We start from the raw sequence: 15,205 nt of genomic DNA, 5'->3' as shown, positions 1-15,205 counted from the left end.
ACCTGACCCACCTGTCTTCGGCACGCTAGGATCCCGCTGCGCACTCTGCTAATCTGGCTTAAGATTCAATCAACTAAGGACTGCGGTCATGCGCGTCTCGCCCCGGCGACGTCGCCGCTGGAATAATTTTCTGATTCTGGCGGTGATTCTGTTTATCGGCATCATCAACCTGCCGTCGATCATTAAAAGCTATTTAATCGAGCCGCTCGTCAGCCCGTATCCGGCATTACTCAATCCGCAGGCTGAGTTGCAGGCGATGCATTTTACCCGCTTATCGCTGCAGAAGAGTCATGGAGAGTGGCAGGCCAGCCCGCCAATCAATATTGAACCTCAGGCGCTGATTGAGCGCTGGCAGCAACTGACCGGCACCCTGGTCGATGAACAAACCTATCAGTCGTTGCAGCCTAAACTGGGTAACCCACACAGCATAGAAGTCTGGTATCAGGGCCAGGAAGAGCCGCAAAGGATCACCTACTATCAGGCGCCGCAGTTCTGGCTGTTTAAAAACTGGCAGAACGAGTGGATAGCGGTCTCGGCGGAAGCGGGGTATTTGTTTCCTTAGTTCCTAAATGCTAGTTCCTAGTTCCTAGTTCCTGGGTCCTAGGCCCTAGGGGGGAGATCGCTGCGAGATTTTAGCGATAATCAAGGCGGTGAATTAGCTTTGATTTTAGATGACGGATTTGTATCACTAGATTTCCCCGAGCACAGAATCTTCTTTTCCTAGGGGCTAGGCCCTAGGATCTTAAATCCTTTTACTCCTCGCCAGCGTGGCCTGAGTTCCGTTAAACTAAGTCCTACTAACCGCAAAGACCCTTGAACCAAGGATCTCCCGAGGAGAAAGCATGCCTGAATTACCTGAAGTTGAAGTCAGCCGTATGGGGATCTCACCGCATCTGGTGGGGCAGACCGTGCGTACGCTGACCTTTCGTACCCCGAAACTGCGCTGGGATATCCCGCAGGAGCTGAAGCGGATGGAAGGGCAGGTGATTACCGCGATTACGCGTCGGGCCAAGTATCTGCTGCTGGAAACCACGGCAGGCACGGCGATTGTGCATCTGGGGATGTCGGGTTCGCTGCGGGTACTGGATGGAGACTTTGCGCCGGGCAAACACGATCACGTGGATCTGGCGCTGACAAACGGCAAAGTGCTGCGTTATAACGATCCGCGCCGTTTTGGTGCCTGGTTGTGGTGTGAACCGGGTGAGAGCCACAGCGTGCTCGATCATATGGGACCTGAGCCGCTGACCGATGAATTCAATCCGCAATACATGCTGGATAAAGCGCGTAATAAACGGGTGGCGATCAAGACCTTCATCATGGACAACAAAATCGTGGTCGGGGTGGGTAACATCTACGCCAACGAATCATTGTTCAGCTCACGGATTCATCCGCTGCGCCCGGCGCATTCAATCAGTGAAGCGGAGTGGACCTCTTTGGTCGCGGATATTAAAACGGTGCTGGCGACGGCGATCAAGCAGGGCGGCACCACGCTGAAAGATTTTGCCCAGGCGGACGGTAAACCGGGTTATTTTGCCCAGGAGCTGCAGGTGTATGGTAAAAAAGGCGGCCAGTGCCCGCGTTGTGAAACCTTAATTGAAGAGCTTAAAATCGGTCAGCGCAACTCGTTTTTCTGCCCGTCATGCCAACTGTTTGAGCAAGAAAAACATTAGTTTTTGTGATATAACCCTTTTATATGTAACGAGTTGAAGAGAAGGAACATGAAATACTTGGTTACCGGTGCGGCCGGTTTTATTGGCTCTGCTGTGGTAGAGCGTTTGTGTGCGGAAGGGCACGAAGTTATCGGTATCGATAACCTGAATGACTACTACGATGTGGCGTTGAAAGATGCCCGTCTTGAGCGCGCGGCGCACGACCAGTTCACCTTTATTGAAATGGACATAGCGGATCGTGAAGGCATTGCTGGCCTGTTTGAAGCTGAGCAGTTCGATAAAGTGATTCACCTCGCGGCTCAGGCTGGCGTGCGTTACTCAATCGATAATCCGATGGCGTATGCCGACAGCAACCTGGTTGGTCATCTGACGATTCTGGAAGGCTGTCGCCACCATAAGATTCAGCATCTGGTGTATGCCTCTTCGAGCTCGGTTTACGGTCTGAACCGTAAAACCCCGTTTAACACCTCAGACAGCGTCGATCACCCGGTCTCTTTGTACGCCGCGACCAAGAAATCGAATGAGCTGATGGCGCATACTTACTCGCACCTGTACGGCGTGCCGACTACCGGCCTGCGCTTTTTTACCGTGTATGGTCCGTGGGGCCGCCCGGATATGGCGCTGTTCAAGTTTACCAAAGCCATCATCAATGGCGATGCGATTGACGTCTACAACAACGGCGATATGCAGCGTGATTTCACCTACATCGACGACATTGTGGAAGGCATTGTGCGTATTAAAGATGTGGTACCACAAGCCAACACTGACTGGACGGTGGAAGAGGGCACACCCGCGACCAGCTCTGCTCCTTACCGGGTGTACAACATTGGCCACGGCAGTCCGGTTAAGCTGATGGACTACATTAAGGCGCTGGAAAGTGCACTGGGCATTGAAGCCAAGAAAAATATGCTGCCGATGCAGCCGGGTGATGTGTACGCCACTTACGCCGATACCGAAGACCTGTTTGCCGCAACCCAGTACAAGCCGCAGATGGGGGTTGAGCAGGGGGTGGCTAATTTTGTGAACTGGTACAAAGAATTCTATTCGGTATAGCGACGTCTGCCACACTCCTGACAGGCAGAGCTTGGTGCTCTGCCTGCTTATCGTTATCCTCCCGCGCGCTGCAATCATTCCTTCATATTTATAAAATCAGCGGTCAGATCATTAACTTTTATTAATGTCTGAACCTTTTTACATTTGCAACGTCAATTAAAGTCTGTTGTTTTCATAATGAGTCAGGTAAGTCCCTCAGAGGTCGCCGCTCGTTATCTGTTGTAGTTGTCTATCTCATGAATTATCAGTCACATTTGCGTCAGCTCTGTCTCGTGCTGCTGCAGTTTTTTGTATTTTCATTCAGCATCTTGCTGATTGCGCGTGGTGTTTTCTTTCATCATATTCAGGACGTACTGATTCAGCCCGGCGTGACAGAGGATATCTGGCGTGCATTCCGGGTCGGCGCACGCTTTGATGCCAAAGTCACCGCTATTGCTTATGCCCCGCTGTTGCTGGCCGGCCTTGTCCTGGCGGCTTCCCGGCGTGGTTATGCCCGCTGGTGTCATGTCGCTCCGCTTTATCATGCGCTGATCGCACTGCTGTATGTGCTGGGCTGCATCGGTAACTATTATTACTACCTGACTTACGGCACCCACATCGATCTGTTCATGTTTGGCTTGTGGGAGGATGACTCCAAAGCAGTGCTGGTTAACATCTGGCAGGACTATCCGATCCTGCGCGCTTTGCTGCTGGCACTGAGTTTTTCTGTGCTGGCTTATGTCACGGCGCGCTGGTTTATGCGCAGCGCATTTGGCCGGCTCAAGTGCAAACACAGCTGGCACTGGAGCGTGACATCGCTGGCGGTGTTGTGTGTGGTGCTGGTGACCTTCGCGGTGGCACGTGGCTCGCTCAGCAGTCATCCGCTTAAGCGTTATCACGCGGCAGTCTCGCCTTACAAACCACTGAATATGATCACGCCGAACGTATTTATGGCGCTCGACTGGGCGATGACCGATTACAAAGAGCAGCATAACTTTGCTCCGGTCAGCCAGGCTGAACTGACGGCGCAGATGAACAAAATTCTTGGTCAGCCGACCCCGCAATATCGCACGCCTGCCAATGATTACCTGCAACAGCATCCGCCGCATGTGGTGGTAGCAATGATGGAGAGCATGGGCATGAATATACTGGTCGAAGATGACGCTAAGACCAATGATCTGCTCGGCAGTTTCCGTCAGTACCGTGACCAGGGCTTTTGGTTTGAGCGTTTTATGGCAGGCACGTCTGCTACCATCGACAGTATCGTCATGACACTGTTTCACAGCCCAGTCGCGACCATAAGCCACTCGGCAGTGCAGAATATTGCGTTGCCAAGCTCGGCGGCGTTGCCGTATAAACGGGCCGGTTATGAGGTGGTGTTTCTGTACGGGGGGAACGGTATGTGGCGCAACCTGGCTAACTACCTGCCAGTGCAGGGCTTTGACCGAGTGTATGACGAAAATGACATTATGGAAGCGTTTCCTGAATCCGAGCAGTATGCCGGGCCATGGGGTGTGCCGGATGGTTACTTGTTCAAGTTTGCCAATCGGGTGCTGGAGCAGGCCGAAAAGCCGATCATGATGTTTATTATGACGGTGACCAATCACTCGCCGTATAAAGTGCCGGAGTACTATCAGCCTGCGCCGACTAGGATGAGTGAGCGTTTGGCCCATCTGATTGGTTATCAGGGTGAGCAGGCCAGTGTGTTACTGCAAACCTTCCAGTATGCCTCCGATGCACTGGGCCAGTTTATCGGTCGCATCAAACAGTCCGATAAACTGAAAGACAACACTGTGATTGCGGTGACCGGCGATCACCGTATGCGTTACAGCAGTACCGATGAGCCGGAAGAGTTTGCCATGACCTATGCGGTGCCGTTTTATCTCAATGTGCCACAGCCGATTCTGGCCAACACCCGCTATGAGTTCGATGCGCAGCGGGTCGGTTCACACCGTGACCTGTTCCCGACCCTGTATCATTTCAGCTTGTCGGATCAGGATTACATTTCACTCGGCGGCGAGAACATGCTGGCTGAGCAGGATGTCAGCCGCTTTGGCTATAATGCCACGCGCAGTATTAATCAGTACGGAGCCTTCAGCACCCAGGGCAATGGTTTGTACTATCCGTGGCAGGCGTCATCGCCGCTGCGCAATCAGGCCATGCCGGTCAGCGACGTTCCGTTCGATGCCGAGTGGGCGAAAGAATACCATCTGCTGCAGGATTACTACCTGCGTTCGCAGGTGGTCCCTATGGTGCAGTAGTATTTTAGGTTTATAGGGTCTAGTACCTAGGAGTCTAGGGCCCTAGTTCCTAGGATCCTAGGAACTCCATATCATTTAACCACTTTCTTATCATGCAGTGCATCGGCGACCAGTTTAGGTACGAACTCATCCACATTGCCGCCGTGAATGGCGACTTCGCGTACCAGAGAAGAAGAGATAAAGGCGTACTGCTCGGAAGGCGTGAGGAACACGCTTTCCAGCCCCGGCATCAGGCGGCGGTACATATTGGTCAGACCGAATTCATATTCGAAATCGACTGTGGTACGCAGGCCGCGCACCAGTACGGTTGCGCCTTCAGCTTTGGCGAAATCCACCATCAGGCCAGAAAAGCCCTTCGCGGTGACATTATCCAGATGGCTGGTCACGGCTTTGGCAAACTCAACCCGTTCTTCAAGCGTGAACAGGGTATTTTTGCTCGGGCTGGCGGCTACGGCGATGATTACTTCATCAAACATGCTGGCAGCACGTTCAATCAGGTCAAGGTGGCCGTTGGTAATCGGATCAAAGGTGCCCGGATAAATCACACGGGAGATACTTTTTGAAGTCACGTTGTTTTACTCAGGTTGTGCGCTTACTTTCATGCTAAACAAAAACCGTGGCGGAAACCAATAAATGTTAGCGGCTTCCGCCTGCGGCGATTTATAACGAAGCGAAAAACTCCAGATGCTGTTTAGCGCTTTCTTGGCACGAGAAGTCATCTATCATGCGCTGCTGCGCTTTGCGTCCCATCTCGGCACGGTTCGGCTCTGAAGCATACAGCCACTCGATTTTATCGGCGATGGCCTGAGCGTCTTTGACCGGTACTACAAAGCCGGTTTCACCGTCCAGCAGTAATTCTTTACCGCCGCCGGTGGTGGTCACTACCGACGGAATGCCCATTGCCATGGCTTCGATAATGGTTTTCGGCAGGCCTTCACCGCTGATCGAAGGCTGAACCTGCACCTTACTTGCGGCCAGCAGTTCCGGCACATCTTTACGATAACCAAGGAAATGGATGCGCTCTTGCATCCCGCTCTGCTCCGCTAAAGCCAGATTCTGCTCGGTATCCATGTCACGTCCGGCCAGCAGCAGATGCAGATTGGGCAGTTTGGCCAGTTGCTTGGCGCTTTCCAGCAGCACATGCACGCCTTTACTCGGACGGGCGTTGGCAATACAGATCACGCTGAACGCATCTTTCGGCAGACCGAGGCTGGTCAGTTCGGCTGGCTGGGCCTGATACCAGGCGATATCGTGGCCTTTGTAAATCGTGGTCACCTTATCGGCGTTCTTCCATACGTGTTTACGCACATCGTCGGTTACCGCCTGCGCTACACAGCTGATACCGTTAACCCGCGGATGGAGGTGGGTCAGGTAAGCACTCGGATCGTGACGGTATAAGCCACCCACGGTGCCGCGATAAGTGACCAGTTTGGTGTTTTTAAACCCGATACAGGCAAATGCCGCATTGGGGATGGTTTTCGAGTTCATCGCATACACCACGTCGTACTGGTTTTCGCGCAGCGCCTGACGCAGAGTTCTGATGCTTTTGCGGCAGATTTTCTTGGTCGGATAGCAATCGATGATCTTAACGCCGTTGTCACGAAAGCGCGCGACATATTCGGCATGACCCTGAGTCATGATGGTCACGTCATGGCCCATCTTGGCCATTTCAATAAACATTTCCGCTTCCGGACGCACGCTGTTCCAGGCGTCCTTGTATGAGCTGAATATTAAGATCTTCATGGTGTCTGTTTACCTCGGTCATGCCTTTGGCATGACGATGTGAAAAATACCATCAGCGCATCAGGCGCTGATTTGGCTGTAAAGTGTGGCGTAGCGCTGCGCGGTATTTTCAATCAGAAAATCCTGCAGCTTGGCTGCGCGGCCCGCCGCTAATACGTCTCGTAACTCGCTGTCAGTACGGATTTGCTCAATCGCTTCGGCCAGCCCCTTGGCATCGCCCGGTTCAATTAACAGGCCGGAGCGCTGATGTTCTATGATGTCCGGAATCCCGCCGGCGCGGGCTCCGATCACAGGCAGGCCGCTGCCCATCGCTTCGAGAATCACCGAGCCGAGCCCTTCGCTGTAGGACGGGTGAACCAGCAGATCTGCGGCGGCAAACCAATCGCCCATGTTGCTCTGCTTACCGACAAAACTGACATTGCTCAGCCCGGCAGCCTGCTGTTCCAGTTCGGCGCGCTGTTTGCCATCACCAAGCAGGGCAAAGTGAACGTCAGGTGTGCGGTGTTCCAGCAGTTTGGCTGCGCCGATAGTGACGTCAAACCCTTTGTGTTTGAGCATGTTGGCGCCGTGGATAACCAGGAACTTATCGGCAAATCGCTCACGGATCTGCGCCAGTTGACGGTTATCGACCGGATAACTGACCGGCGAGCTGGGGATGATTTCCACCTGCTGCTGCGGATAGGCATCACGGATGCGCGCGGCAATCTCGTTACTAAGGCCGACCAGCACGGCGGCGTGGCTGTAGGCCTGAGTCGATAACCACTTACGTTTGAGAGGGTTATCAATCCGGCGTGTGACCAGGTAAGGAATGCCGTGCAGTTTGTGCTGCAGCCAGGCCCAGTAAATAGCACGTCCCTCATGGACGTGAATCAACTGACAATCCGCGGTGACCGCTTTGCCGTGTTGCAGCAGATAGTGTTTGGCAGGCACGACCCGGCAGTTCAGTTCAGACACCCGGTCACAGAACGGGCTTTGCGGGTTGGCCACCACCGTCAGGTTGTAGCCCAGTTTAATTTGCTGCTTGATCAGCTGCAGAGTCTGGTTTTCCCCGCCGTGATAGCCGGAGGCCAGATTAACGTGACAGATATTCATCAGTGGTCTCTTTTCTCCGCTGGCGCCGCTGTTTTAGGGTGTGTGTCCTGCTCAGGCGGCTTCTGCGCAGCCTGTTTTTTCATATAGTCGCGCAGCCACAAATCGGCGTAGCGGGTAAAGGTGGTGTTGGCGCTCAGCAGAGCCAGCAGCAGTCCATGGCGACCATCGAGAAAGCCCAGTTTAATCACGTACATTTTAAAGAAGCGGAAAAAGCCGTGCAAAATGGCACCGCCCAGAGAGGACTTTTTGCGCCCTTCGCGCTGGTCGGCCCAGGCTTTCATATAGCGCTGGGTTTTCTCAACATAGTTAGGCAGGTTATCGATGGTGTAATGATACAGATCGCCTGAGAGCGATTTGAGCCGATAACCGTCCGGAATCATCACCGATTCATGCACCAGCACATCGTTGTATTGAGTGCTTTCTCGGCGGTAAAGGCGGGTCACCCAGTCCGGGTACCAGCCGGAATGGCGGATAAATTTACCAAACGCTTCGGTCAGGCGGTTTATCTGATAAACAGAACGACCGTCATCGGTCGCAATGGCATTGAGGATCGAGACTTTGAGTTCATTCGAGACTTCTTCATCTGAGTCGAGCGGCAGCACCCAGTCGGCGCTCATATAACTTTGCGCTTTCTGACGCTGCGGGCCAAAGCCAAGCCAGTCCTGATGGTAAACCTTGTCGGTATAACGGGCGGCGATCGCCAGCGTGCTGTCGCTGCTGCCGGAGTCGACAATCACAATTTCGTCTACCCAGCCGTGCACGGAGCGCAGGGTAGTTTCCAGATGTTGTTCGGCGTTTTTGACAATCATCAGTACACCGAGAGTCGGCTTACGCTCAGTCATTTTGGTTTCCTGTTAACACGGCATCAGTTAAAAAAGCATCGCTTAAAAAAGGTTGCAGCAGCTTAGTCACTTCTTCGACCTGAATATCACTCATCAGATCCTCCCCCTTAAGGCGGGTGCCCCAGGCCAGTTCGCTGACCGGGCGTCCGAACTGCTGCTCAGCCAGGCGCTGGTAAGCGTTGACTGTCGTTGCCAGGCTGTTGTAGGGGCCGGTGCGCAGCGGATTACTGTGCGCATAAAGGCCAATCACCGGCGTGCCTTGCGTCGTGGCCAGATGCGCCGGGCCGGAGTCCGGTGCCAGCACCACATGTGCCTGTTTCAGCACTGCAGTGAGCTGCTTGAGCGAGGTCTGGCCGATAAGGTTGACCACCGGCTGGCGGCACAGTTCGGCAATACTCTGCCCTAATCTGACTTCGCGCTCGGCCGGTGAGCCGCACAGCACGACCTGCAGGCCGTTGTCAGCCGCGAAATCCGCCGCGGCGGCGTAGCGCTCAGTCAGCCAGTTGCGGCTGTCCTTGCTCGCGGCCGGGCAGATGACCAATGACGGTTTACCCTGCAGTGCTTGGGTCGCAAACTCTGTATCGTCAGCGCTGAGCGGAATATTCCAGCGTGGCTGGTCAAACGGCACGCCGAGATAACGAGCAAATTCGGCAAAGTTGTCCAGCACATGCAACGCTTGAGTCTCCGGCAGATGACGGTTAGTAAACCACCACTGACCTTCACGGGTACGGTTTTTACCAAAACCGACTTTATAACGCGCCTTGATGCCCCACGACAGCAGGCTGGCCCGCAACGCGGCCTGCATATGCAGCAGCACATCAAAGCGTTGCTGTTTCAACTGAGACCACAGCGCTCGCATCCCCGCCATACCCTGTTTCTTATCGAAGACCACCACCTCAATACCAGGCAGATCGGCCATTAACTGAGCTTCGACCTTTCCGCAAATCCAGGTGATCTTGGTTTCAGGCCAGTGGGCCTGAATGGCTTGTACGACAGAAATGGCGTGGCAGACATCACCAATGGCGGACAGACGCAGCACACACAACGATTTAGGTGGAGAGCTCAGTAGACTCATAACTCATCGATAAAGAGGAAAATTACGCCAATTATGCGTATCGGACGAATGAATGTAAAATGTCGTTGCCTACTTTGACAGATAAAGCGCTGATTATGTCCGATATTCGTAATATTACCCTTCCTGGCCAGCAAATCTGGTATGACGCTGAGCTGCTGTCCACCGCTCCGGAGCACAGTTTTGACCCGGATTTCTGGCAGCGCAGCGGCAAAGTGACCGGCAGCGCGCAGGGGCGCGGCACTACCTGGTTTGTGCAGCTTGAGGCCTGTCAGGGCGCGCTGCGTCATTATCGTCGCGGCGGTTTGTTCGGCAAGCTGGTGAGTGATCACTATCTGTTTACCGGCTGGAAGAACACGCGCAGTGCGCAGGAGTTCGAACTGCTGCGCCATTTGGCTGAGGCCGGGGTGAATGTGCCGCGACCGATAGCGGCTCGTGCCCGGCGCAGCGGTTTCAGTTACCAGGCCGATATTCTGGTGGAAAAAGTGCCCAACGCCAGTGATTTGGTCGATGTACTGCAAAAGCAGGCTTTGAGTGATGAGGTGTATCAGGCCATCGGCCGGATGATTCGTACCATGCATGAGGCCGGGGTGAATCACACCGATCTCAATATCCACAATATCCTGCTCGATAAAGCAGGCAAGGTGTGGCTGATTGATTTTGATAAATGCGCGCGCAAGAGCGGGCAGGGCTGGCAGCAGGAAAACCTGAACCGTTTACTGCGTTCTTTTAACAAAGAGCAGCAACGGTTCAGTATTCAGTGGCAGCCTGAGCAGTGGTCGGCACTGCTGCAGGGGTATGAGCACGAAAACCGTTAATGGTGGCTACTGATCCGCGTCATGGTTTCCATAAATGATTGATAAACTTTGGCTTCGTCAAACTTTTTATAACCCTCTGTCAGATCGCAGGAAGGCGCTTGACTCAGTACACTGTCAAGGTGTTGCGCAATCACGCCTTCATCGTAAGAGTTAATCAGATATTGAGACAGCTCGCCGGTGAGAATTTCACTCGGTCCGGAAGGGCAGTTAACGCTCAGAGCAGGCGTACCAGTAGCCAGTGATTCCACTAAGACATTTCCAAACCCTTCGTGATCCGACGTTAATATCAGGCACTTAGCCGCTTTCATGATTGGATAAGGGTTGCATTCAAACGCAGTAAAGATGACTCGCTCATTAAGTTGCAGTTCATCCACTAGTTTGCGTAGATCCTCATAAAGCACACCTTCTCCCATGATCAGCAGTTTGGCGGTTTGGTTTTTCAGCAGAGAAAATGCTTTTAGCAAGCGGTCGATTCTTTTCTGCTTTTCCAGCCGGCCGACAAATAAAATAAATTCATCCGGGAGTTCTGATTGCAAAGGTGCTTGTGCTAGAGCCTGTATTTCCTGTATGCAAAAAGGATTATACAGAACGTTGTTGGATAATATCTTTTTGCCGCAGCACTTTTCTGTAAAAGCGTGGATTCCATTTGATACGACAACAACGTGTTTGTTCTTCAGGCGTTTTTTTATGCGGTGTTTATAACGTAATTTTTTAAACAAACTTCTGCGATTGTAGGACTGTTCATCCGAATTGTGGATATAAGGAATCAATCTCTGATCGTCGATACGGGAAATGACTTTAATACTCTCACTGTGCGGAGCAAACAGAAAATCAAAGTCGTTGTTTTCATCGAACCAGGCTTTGAAATAAGGAAATATACGGTCCACCCCTTGGGTGCCGTGTGGAATGTTCAGACAGCGAATCTTCAACCCAGAGGTTTGCGGAAGTTTGACATCATCAAACAAGGTGAGTATTTCGACTTCATGGCCGTAATGCTGAAGGACTTTAGCCAGGCGAATGACAACAATCTGCACCCCTTCAATTTTCAAATCTCTTATTAAAAATTTTATATTCATTGCTCAATAATCTTACAGTTGCTTAGTAACAACTTTTTTATTCAATATGGTGGTAATCGTTTTACCGATGGCTCCTTTATTATTATCGACCACTAAGCGCGCTTCCTTACCCATTAAAGTGAGTTTATTTGGTTCTGAGAACAACATATTGAGTTGTTTGGCGATTTCACCAGCATTGTTGCATAAAATTACCGCATTTTGTTGCGTTAACAACTGCATAATTTCACTGAAATTAAAAAAGCTCGGCCCATTGAGCAGCGGTTTACCTAACGCCGCCGGCTCAAGCAGGTTATGCCCACCCACTTTATCGCCGACTAAACTGCCGGCCATAAAGCAGATATCTGCCGCGCTGATCAGAGTCAGCATTTCACCCATGGTATCGCCGAGATACACCTGACATGTTTCTGCGTCTGAGGCCTGAGCTGTGCGGCGCTGAGTCGCAAAACCTTGTTGCTGGCACAGTTCAAATACAGCGTTAAAACGTTCCGGATGGCGTGGCACCAGAATCAGCAGTGCGTTCGGGTAATGCGTCAGCAGTTGGCGGTGTGCAGCAAGCAGAATGGCATCTTCACCTTCATGGGTACTGGCGGCAATCCAGACCGGGCGCTGCGTGCCCAACTGCTGGCGTAGCTCAGCGCCTGCTTCCTGCACCTGCGGGTTGATATCGATATCAAACTTCACTGAGCCGGTGACCTCAATCTGGTTCGCGCGAAAACCGAGGCGCTGAAAGCGTTCACCATCACTGGCATACTGGCACAAGATGCGATCCACATAAGGGCGAATCAGATTGAACAGGGCAGAAAACTTCTGATAGCGCTGGCAAGAACGCTCCGATAGCCTTGCATTGATCACAGTAACCGGAATATTGCGCTGATGAACGGTTTGGAGGGTATTGGGCCATAACTCGGTTTCGACAATCAGCAATTGCGCCGGTTGTACGGCTTTGATAAAGCGTCGTACGCACCAGGCAAAGTCGAGCGGCATATAGCGGTGCTCAACCAGATCGCCCAGTTTAGCGATCTGCTCGGCTCCTGTGCTGGTAGTCGTTGTGACGACGATAGCTTGCTCGGGCCGGGCCTGTTTGAGCGCCTTAATCACAGGGACCGCGGCAATCGACTCGCCCACAGATACCGCATGAATCCAGATTGGCCGGCGGGCTTTCACCTGAGGCGTGCAGCCCCAGTGTTCTTTCCAGCGCGATCCGAAGGCCGGTTTACCCGGTTTAGTCTTGTACAGCGAGTACAAAAACAGCGGGCTGAGCAGAGCGAGTAACAGGGTATATATCAGGCGCATAGGGCTATCTTAAATCGGGTCAACGTTACTTTAACCGGTAACGATAGCGTTACCGGAGGTCACTACGCGCTGGCGTCAAACTGCGCCAGAGCATCAATTACCCGCTGCGGTGCGAGATCTTTCAGGCATTTTAGGTGGCCGAGCGGACATTCACGCTTAAAGCACGGCCGGCACTCGATGTCGGTGTGCACGATGGCCTTTTTCACGGCCAGTGGGGGTGTATAGGTCGGAGAGGTTGAGCCATACACGCCCACCACCTGACAACCGACGGCAGCAGCAACATGCATCAGGCCAGAATCGTTACTGACCACGCTTTCACAGCAGGCGAGCATATCCACCGCTTCAATCAGGCTGGTTTTACCGGCCAGGTCAGCGACATGTTCGCGCTGCGTTTCACTAAGCTGAGCAATAATAGCCTGTGTAGTGTTGCTGTCTTTAGCTGAGCCAAACAGCCACACCTGTTTGCCCTGATCGATCATGGCGCCGGCAACTGCGGCATAATGCTCAGTCGGCCACTGTTTGGCCGGGCCAAATTCTGCACCGGGACACAGGCCAATCACGGCGCGTGAAGAGTTCAACGCGAACTTATCCCGGGTTTGCTGCTGAACTTCCGCGTCAATCGATAAGCTTGGGCGAGGTAACGTGTCCAGACCGCCCAGTGATGATGAATCGATCATCTCTGCTTTTGGTCGCGACAGGGCGACATAACGTTCCGTCATGTACTGGAATGATTTTTTATTCGGGCGCAGGTCATTGAGCAGACCATAACGCATTTCCCCTTTCCAGCCGGTGCGAACCGGAATACCGGCAAACCAGGGAATCAGGGCTGATTTGGCGGAATTCGGCAGTATGTAGGCATGGTCATACTGGCTACGCATCGACTTACCGATTGCCCGGCGGGCGAAAAAGTTAAATTCGCCGTGGCCAATCGGCATATCAAGCGCCTGATTGACTTCCGGCATGCGCTCCAGAATCGGTTTACACCAGGCCGGCGCCATAACGTCGATGATGGCATCGGGATGCTGCTGTTTGATGCTTGTGTACAAGCACTGAGACATCACCATGTCTCCGACCCAGGAAGGGCCTATGACGAGTATTTTCATTCGATACTTAGCAAATTTAAATAATGAGTAGCCAGCAGTTACAGGCAGAAAACCATTGGCCGGCTGGTTTGCTATTTAGTGTACTGGTTAGCGGCCAAAGATTCACGTTTCGCTTTGAAATCCGCCCAGTCAAATTCATGCACATACACCCGGTCATGTTTGTCTTTGGTGGCTGGATTAAACAGCACTTTGTTCTGGTCAGAAAGCGGATGCCATTCCTGATAGTTGCGAGGGTTATCAGCATAGATAGCCAGAATCGGCGTGTTCAGCGCGCTGGCCATATGCACGACCGAAGTATCCGGCGTGACACACAGGTCAACCTGACTGAGCAGTTGCAGCGAGAATTCCAGCGATGAGGTTTCACTGGGCAGAATGACGCGCTCACTGGCACATTCCTCGACCAGATCCTGCAGAAGCTCGATTTTGCCCGGTACCGGGATCAGATACAGGCAGTCGTGCGGAAAATCACGTAACCAGTTATGGAGTAGTTTCAGTGCTTCTTGCCTAGAAAATTGACGGTATTTACTGGAACCAAACAGGTTGATAGCGACATTGGTTTTTTCAGCATCGACGATCTGTTCGCTGGGATAGGGAATCAGCGGAATAACATCATCGAACGGTTGAGAACAGAATAGTTCAGCGGCGGCCTGGTAGCGCTGTTTAAAATGTACCGCCTCTGCAGGCAGGTTGACATTAAAGATCGGATGGTTGGTTTTATTAAACCCGATATTGTAACTGGCACCGAGCTCGTGCACGGCCAGTAGCTCTTTGAAGTCAAAGCTGGTACCGAGTTCAACCACCGCATCAAACTGCCCACGGTACTGGCGGAAAGAGTGCGCGGTTTTCACGCCGCGTTTGTCGCAGTGAATCACTTCGCATCCGGTGGCTTTCTGGTACCAGTTACCGCAAAACGGCGGGGTAATCACAGACACGGTGATATCCGGACGGGCTAGCTGCAAGGCTTTGATAAACAAACCACTCATGATGGCATCGCCCAGTTTGTTATCCCAACGCAGAAGTGCAACCGTGCGGACGTCCTTCATAGGCATTTTCGGTTGGGGAGCCTTGTCGTAGCGTCGACAATAGTAATCCAGCTTGAGCTTCTTCTGTTTGTTTCTGAGCGCCCGGTTAACACTCTTAAGGGTTTTGAGCATGAGTTACTTACCTAATCAGCGTGGTACATACAGCTTGCTGCCAGGCAGC

General features: G+C 52.6%; 14 protein-coding genes. 5 read left to right on the top strand and 9 right to left on the bottom strand.

Annotation, left to right across the window (positions count from 1 at the left end; translation table 11 throughout):
• The first annotated feature begins 88 nt into the window (after window positions 1-88).
• The 4 genes from KNV97_RS18000 (at window position 89) to KNV97_RS17985 (ending at window position 4,963) form a co-directional block, all read left to right on the top strand.
• A complete protein-coding gene (locus tag KNV97_RS18000) occupies window positions 89-562 on the top strand; it encodes a hypothetical protein (RefSeq protein WP_218562505.1) in 474 nt (157 codons plus the stop codon).
• 280 nt (window positions 563-842) lie between these two features.
• Window positions 843-1,670, top strand: a complete 828-nt coding sequence (gene mutM / locus KNV97_RS17995; RefSeq protein ID WP_218562504.1) for a bifunctional DNA-formamidopyrimidine glycosylase/DNA-(apurinic or apyrimidinic site) lyase — start codon at window positions 843-845, stop codon at window positions 1,668-1,670.
• A 48-nt stretch (window positions 1,671-1,718) separates the two neighbouring features.
• Window positions 1,719-2,723, top strand: a complete 1,005-nt coding sequence (locus KNV97_RS17990; RefSeq protein WP_136487208.1) for an NAD-dependent epimerase — start codon at window positions 1,719-1,721, stop codon at window positions 2,721-2,723.
• Between the two features lie 236 nt (window positions 2,724-2,959).
• Window positions 2,960-4,963, top strand: a complete 2,004-nt coding sequence (locus KNV97_RS17985) for an LTA synthase family protein (protein WP_218562503.1) — start codon at window positions 2,960-2,962, stop codon at window positions 4,961-4,963.
• 71 nt (window positions 4,964-5,034) lie between these two features.
• On the opposite strand, the gene coaD is transcribed toward KNV97_RS17985, so the two are convergent.
• From coaD to KNV97_RS17960, 5 genes are all read right to left on the bottom strand, one after another.
• The gene (gene coaD / locus KNV97_RS17980) at window positions 5,035-5,532 is read right to left on the bottom strand and encodes a pantetheine-phosphate adenylyltransferase (RefSeq protein WP_136487206.1); all 498 of its coding nucleotides are present in this window, start codon (window positions 5,530-5,532) and stop codon (window positions 5,035-5,037) included.
• Window positions 5,533-5,623: 91 nt separating this feature from the next.
• On the bottom strand, window positions 5,624-6,706 hold the full coding sequence (locus KNV97_RS17975; RefSeq protein WP_218562502.1) for a glycosyltransferase family 4 protein: 1,083 nt from the start codon (window positions 6,704-6,706) through the stop codon (window positions 5,624-5,626).
• 60 nt (window positions 6,707-6,766) lie between these two features.
• Window positions 6,767-7,798: a glycosyltransferase family 4 protein gene (locus KNV97_RS17970; RefSeq protein WP_218562501.1), complete on the bottom strand. Its 1,032-nt coding sequence runs from the start codon at window positions 7,796-7,798 to the stop codon at window positions 6,767-6,769.
• Window positions 7,798-8,640, bottom strand: coding sequence for a glycosyltransferase family 2 protein (locus tag KNV97_RS17965; protein WP_136487203.1), 843 nt, complete (start codon window positions 8,638-8,640; stop codon window positions 7,798-7,800). Before KNV97_RS17965 ends, KNV97_RS17970 begins: the two co-directional genes overlap by 1 nt.
• Window positions 8,633-9,715, bottom strand: coding sequence for a glycosyltransferase family 9 protein (locus KNV97_RS17960; protein WP_218562500.1), 1,083 nt, complete (start codon window positions 9,713-9,715; stop codon window positions 8,633-8,635). The genes KNV97_RS17965 and KNV97_RS17960 overlap by 8 nt, the downstream gene beginning before the upstream one ends.
• A 95-nt stretch (window positions 9,716-9,810) precedes the next feature.
• Between KNV97_RS17960 and KNV97_RS17955 the strand changes: the two genes are divergently transcribed.
• The gene (locus KNV97_RS17955) at window positions 9,811-10,530 is read left to right on the top strand and encodes a 3-deoxy-D-manno-octulosonic acid kinase (protein ID WP_218563454.1); all 720 of its coding nucleotides are present in this window, start codon (window positions 9,811-9,813) and stop codon (window positions 10,528-10,530) included.
• On the opposite strand, the gene KNV97_RS17950 is transcribed toward KNV97_RS17955, so the two are convergent.
• From KNV97_RS17950 to KNV97_RS17935, 4 genes are all read right to left on the bottom strand, one after another.
• Window positions 10,527-11,606, bottom strand: coding sequence for a glycosyltransferase (locus KNV97_RS17950; protein WP_218562499.1), 1,080 nt, complete (start codon window positions 11,604-11,606; stop codon window positions 10,527-10,529). The genes KNV97_RS17955 and KNV97_RS17950 overlap by 4 nt on opposite strands.
• Before the next feature lie 12 nt (window positions 11,607-11,618).
• Window positions 11,619-12,899 carry a lipid IV(A) 3-deoxy-D-manno-octulosonic acid transferase gene (waaA, locus tag KNV97_RS17945; protein WP_218562498.1) on the bottom strand — a complete coding sequence of 427 codons (1,281 nt, stop codon included), beginning with the start codon at window positions 12,897-12,899 and terminating at the stop codon, window positions 11,619-11,621.
• A gap of 62 nt (window positions 12,900-12,961) precedes the next feature.
• The gene (waaF, locus tag KNV97_RS17940; RefSeq protein ID WP_218562497.1) at window positions 12,962-14,002 is read right to left on the bottom strand and encodes a lipopolysaccharide heptosyltransferase II; all 1,041 of its coding nucleotides are present in this window, start codon (window positions 14,000-14,002) and stop codon (window positions 12,962-12,964) included.
• 71 nt (window positions 14,003-14,073) lie between these two features.
• Window positions 14,074-15,156: a glycosyltransferase family 9 protein gene (locus KNV97_RS17935; protein ID WP_218562496.1), complete on the bottom strand. Its 1,083-nt coding sequence runs from the start codon at window positions 15,154-15,156 to the stop codon at window positions 14,074-14,076.
• Window positions 15,157-15,205: the final 49 nt, after the last annotated feature.

It is taken from the genome of Vibrio ostreae (assembly GCF_019226825.1).
Classification (GTDB): Bacteria; Pseudomonadota; Gammaproteobacteria; order Enterobacterales; family Vibrionaceae; genus Vibrio; species Vibrio ostreae.
The sequence above is the reverse complement of the archived record's forward strand: the minus strand, read 5'-3'. Positions and strand labels throughout refer to the sequence as shown.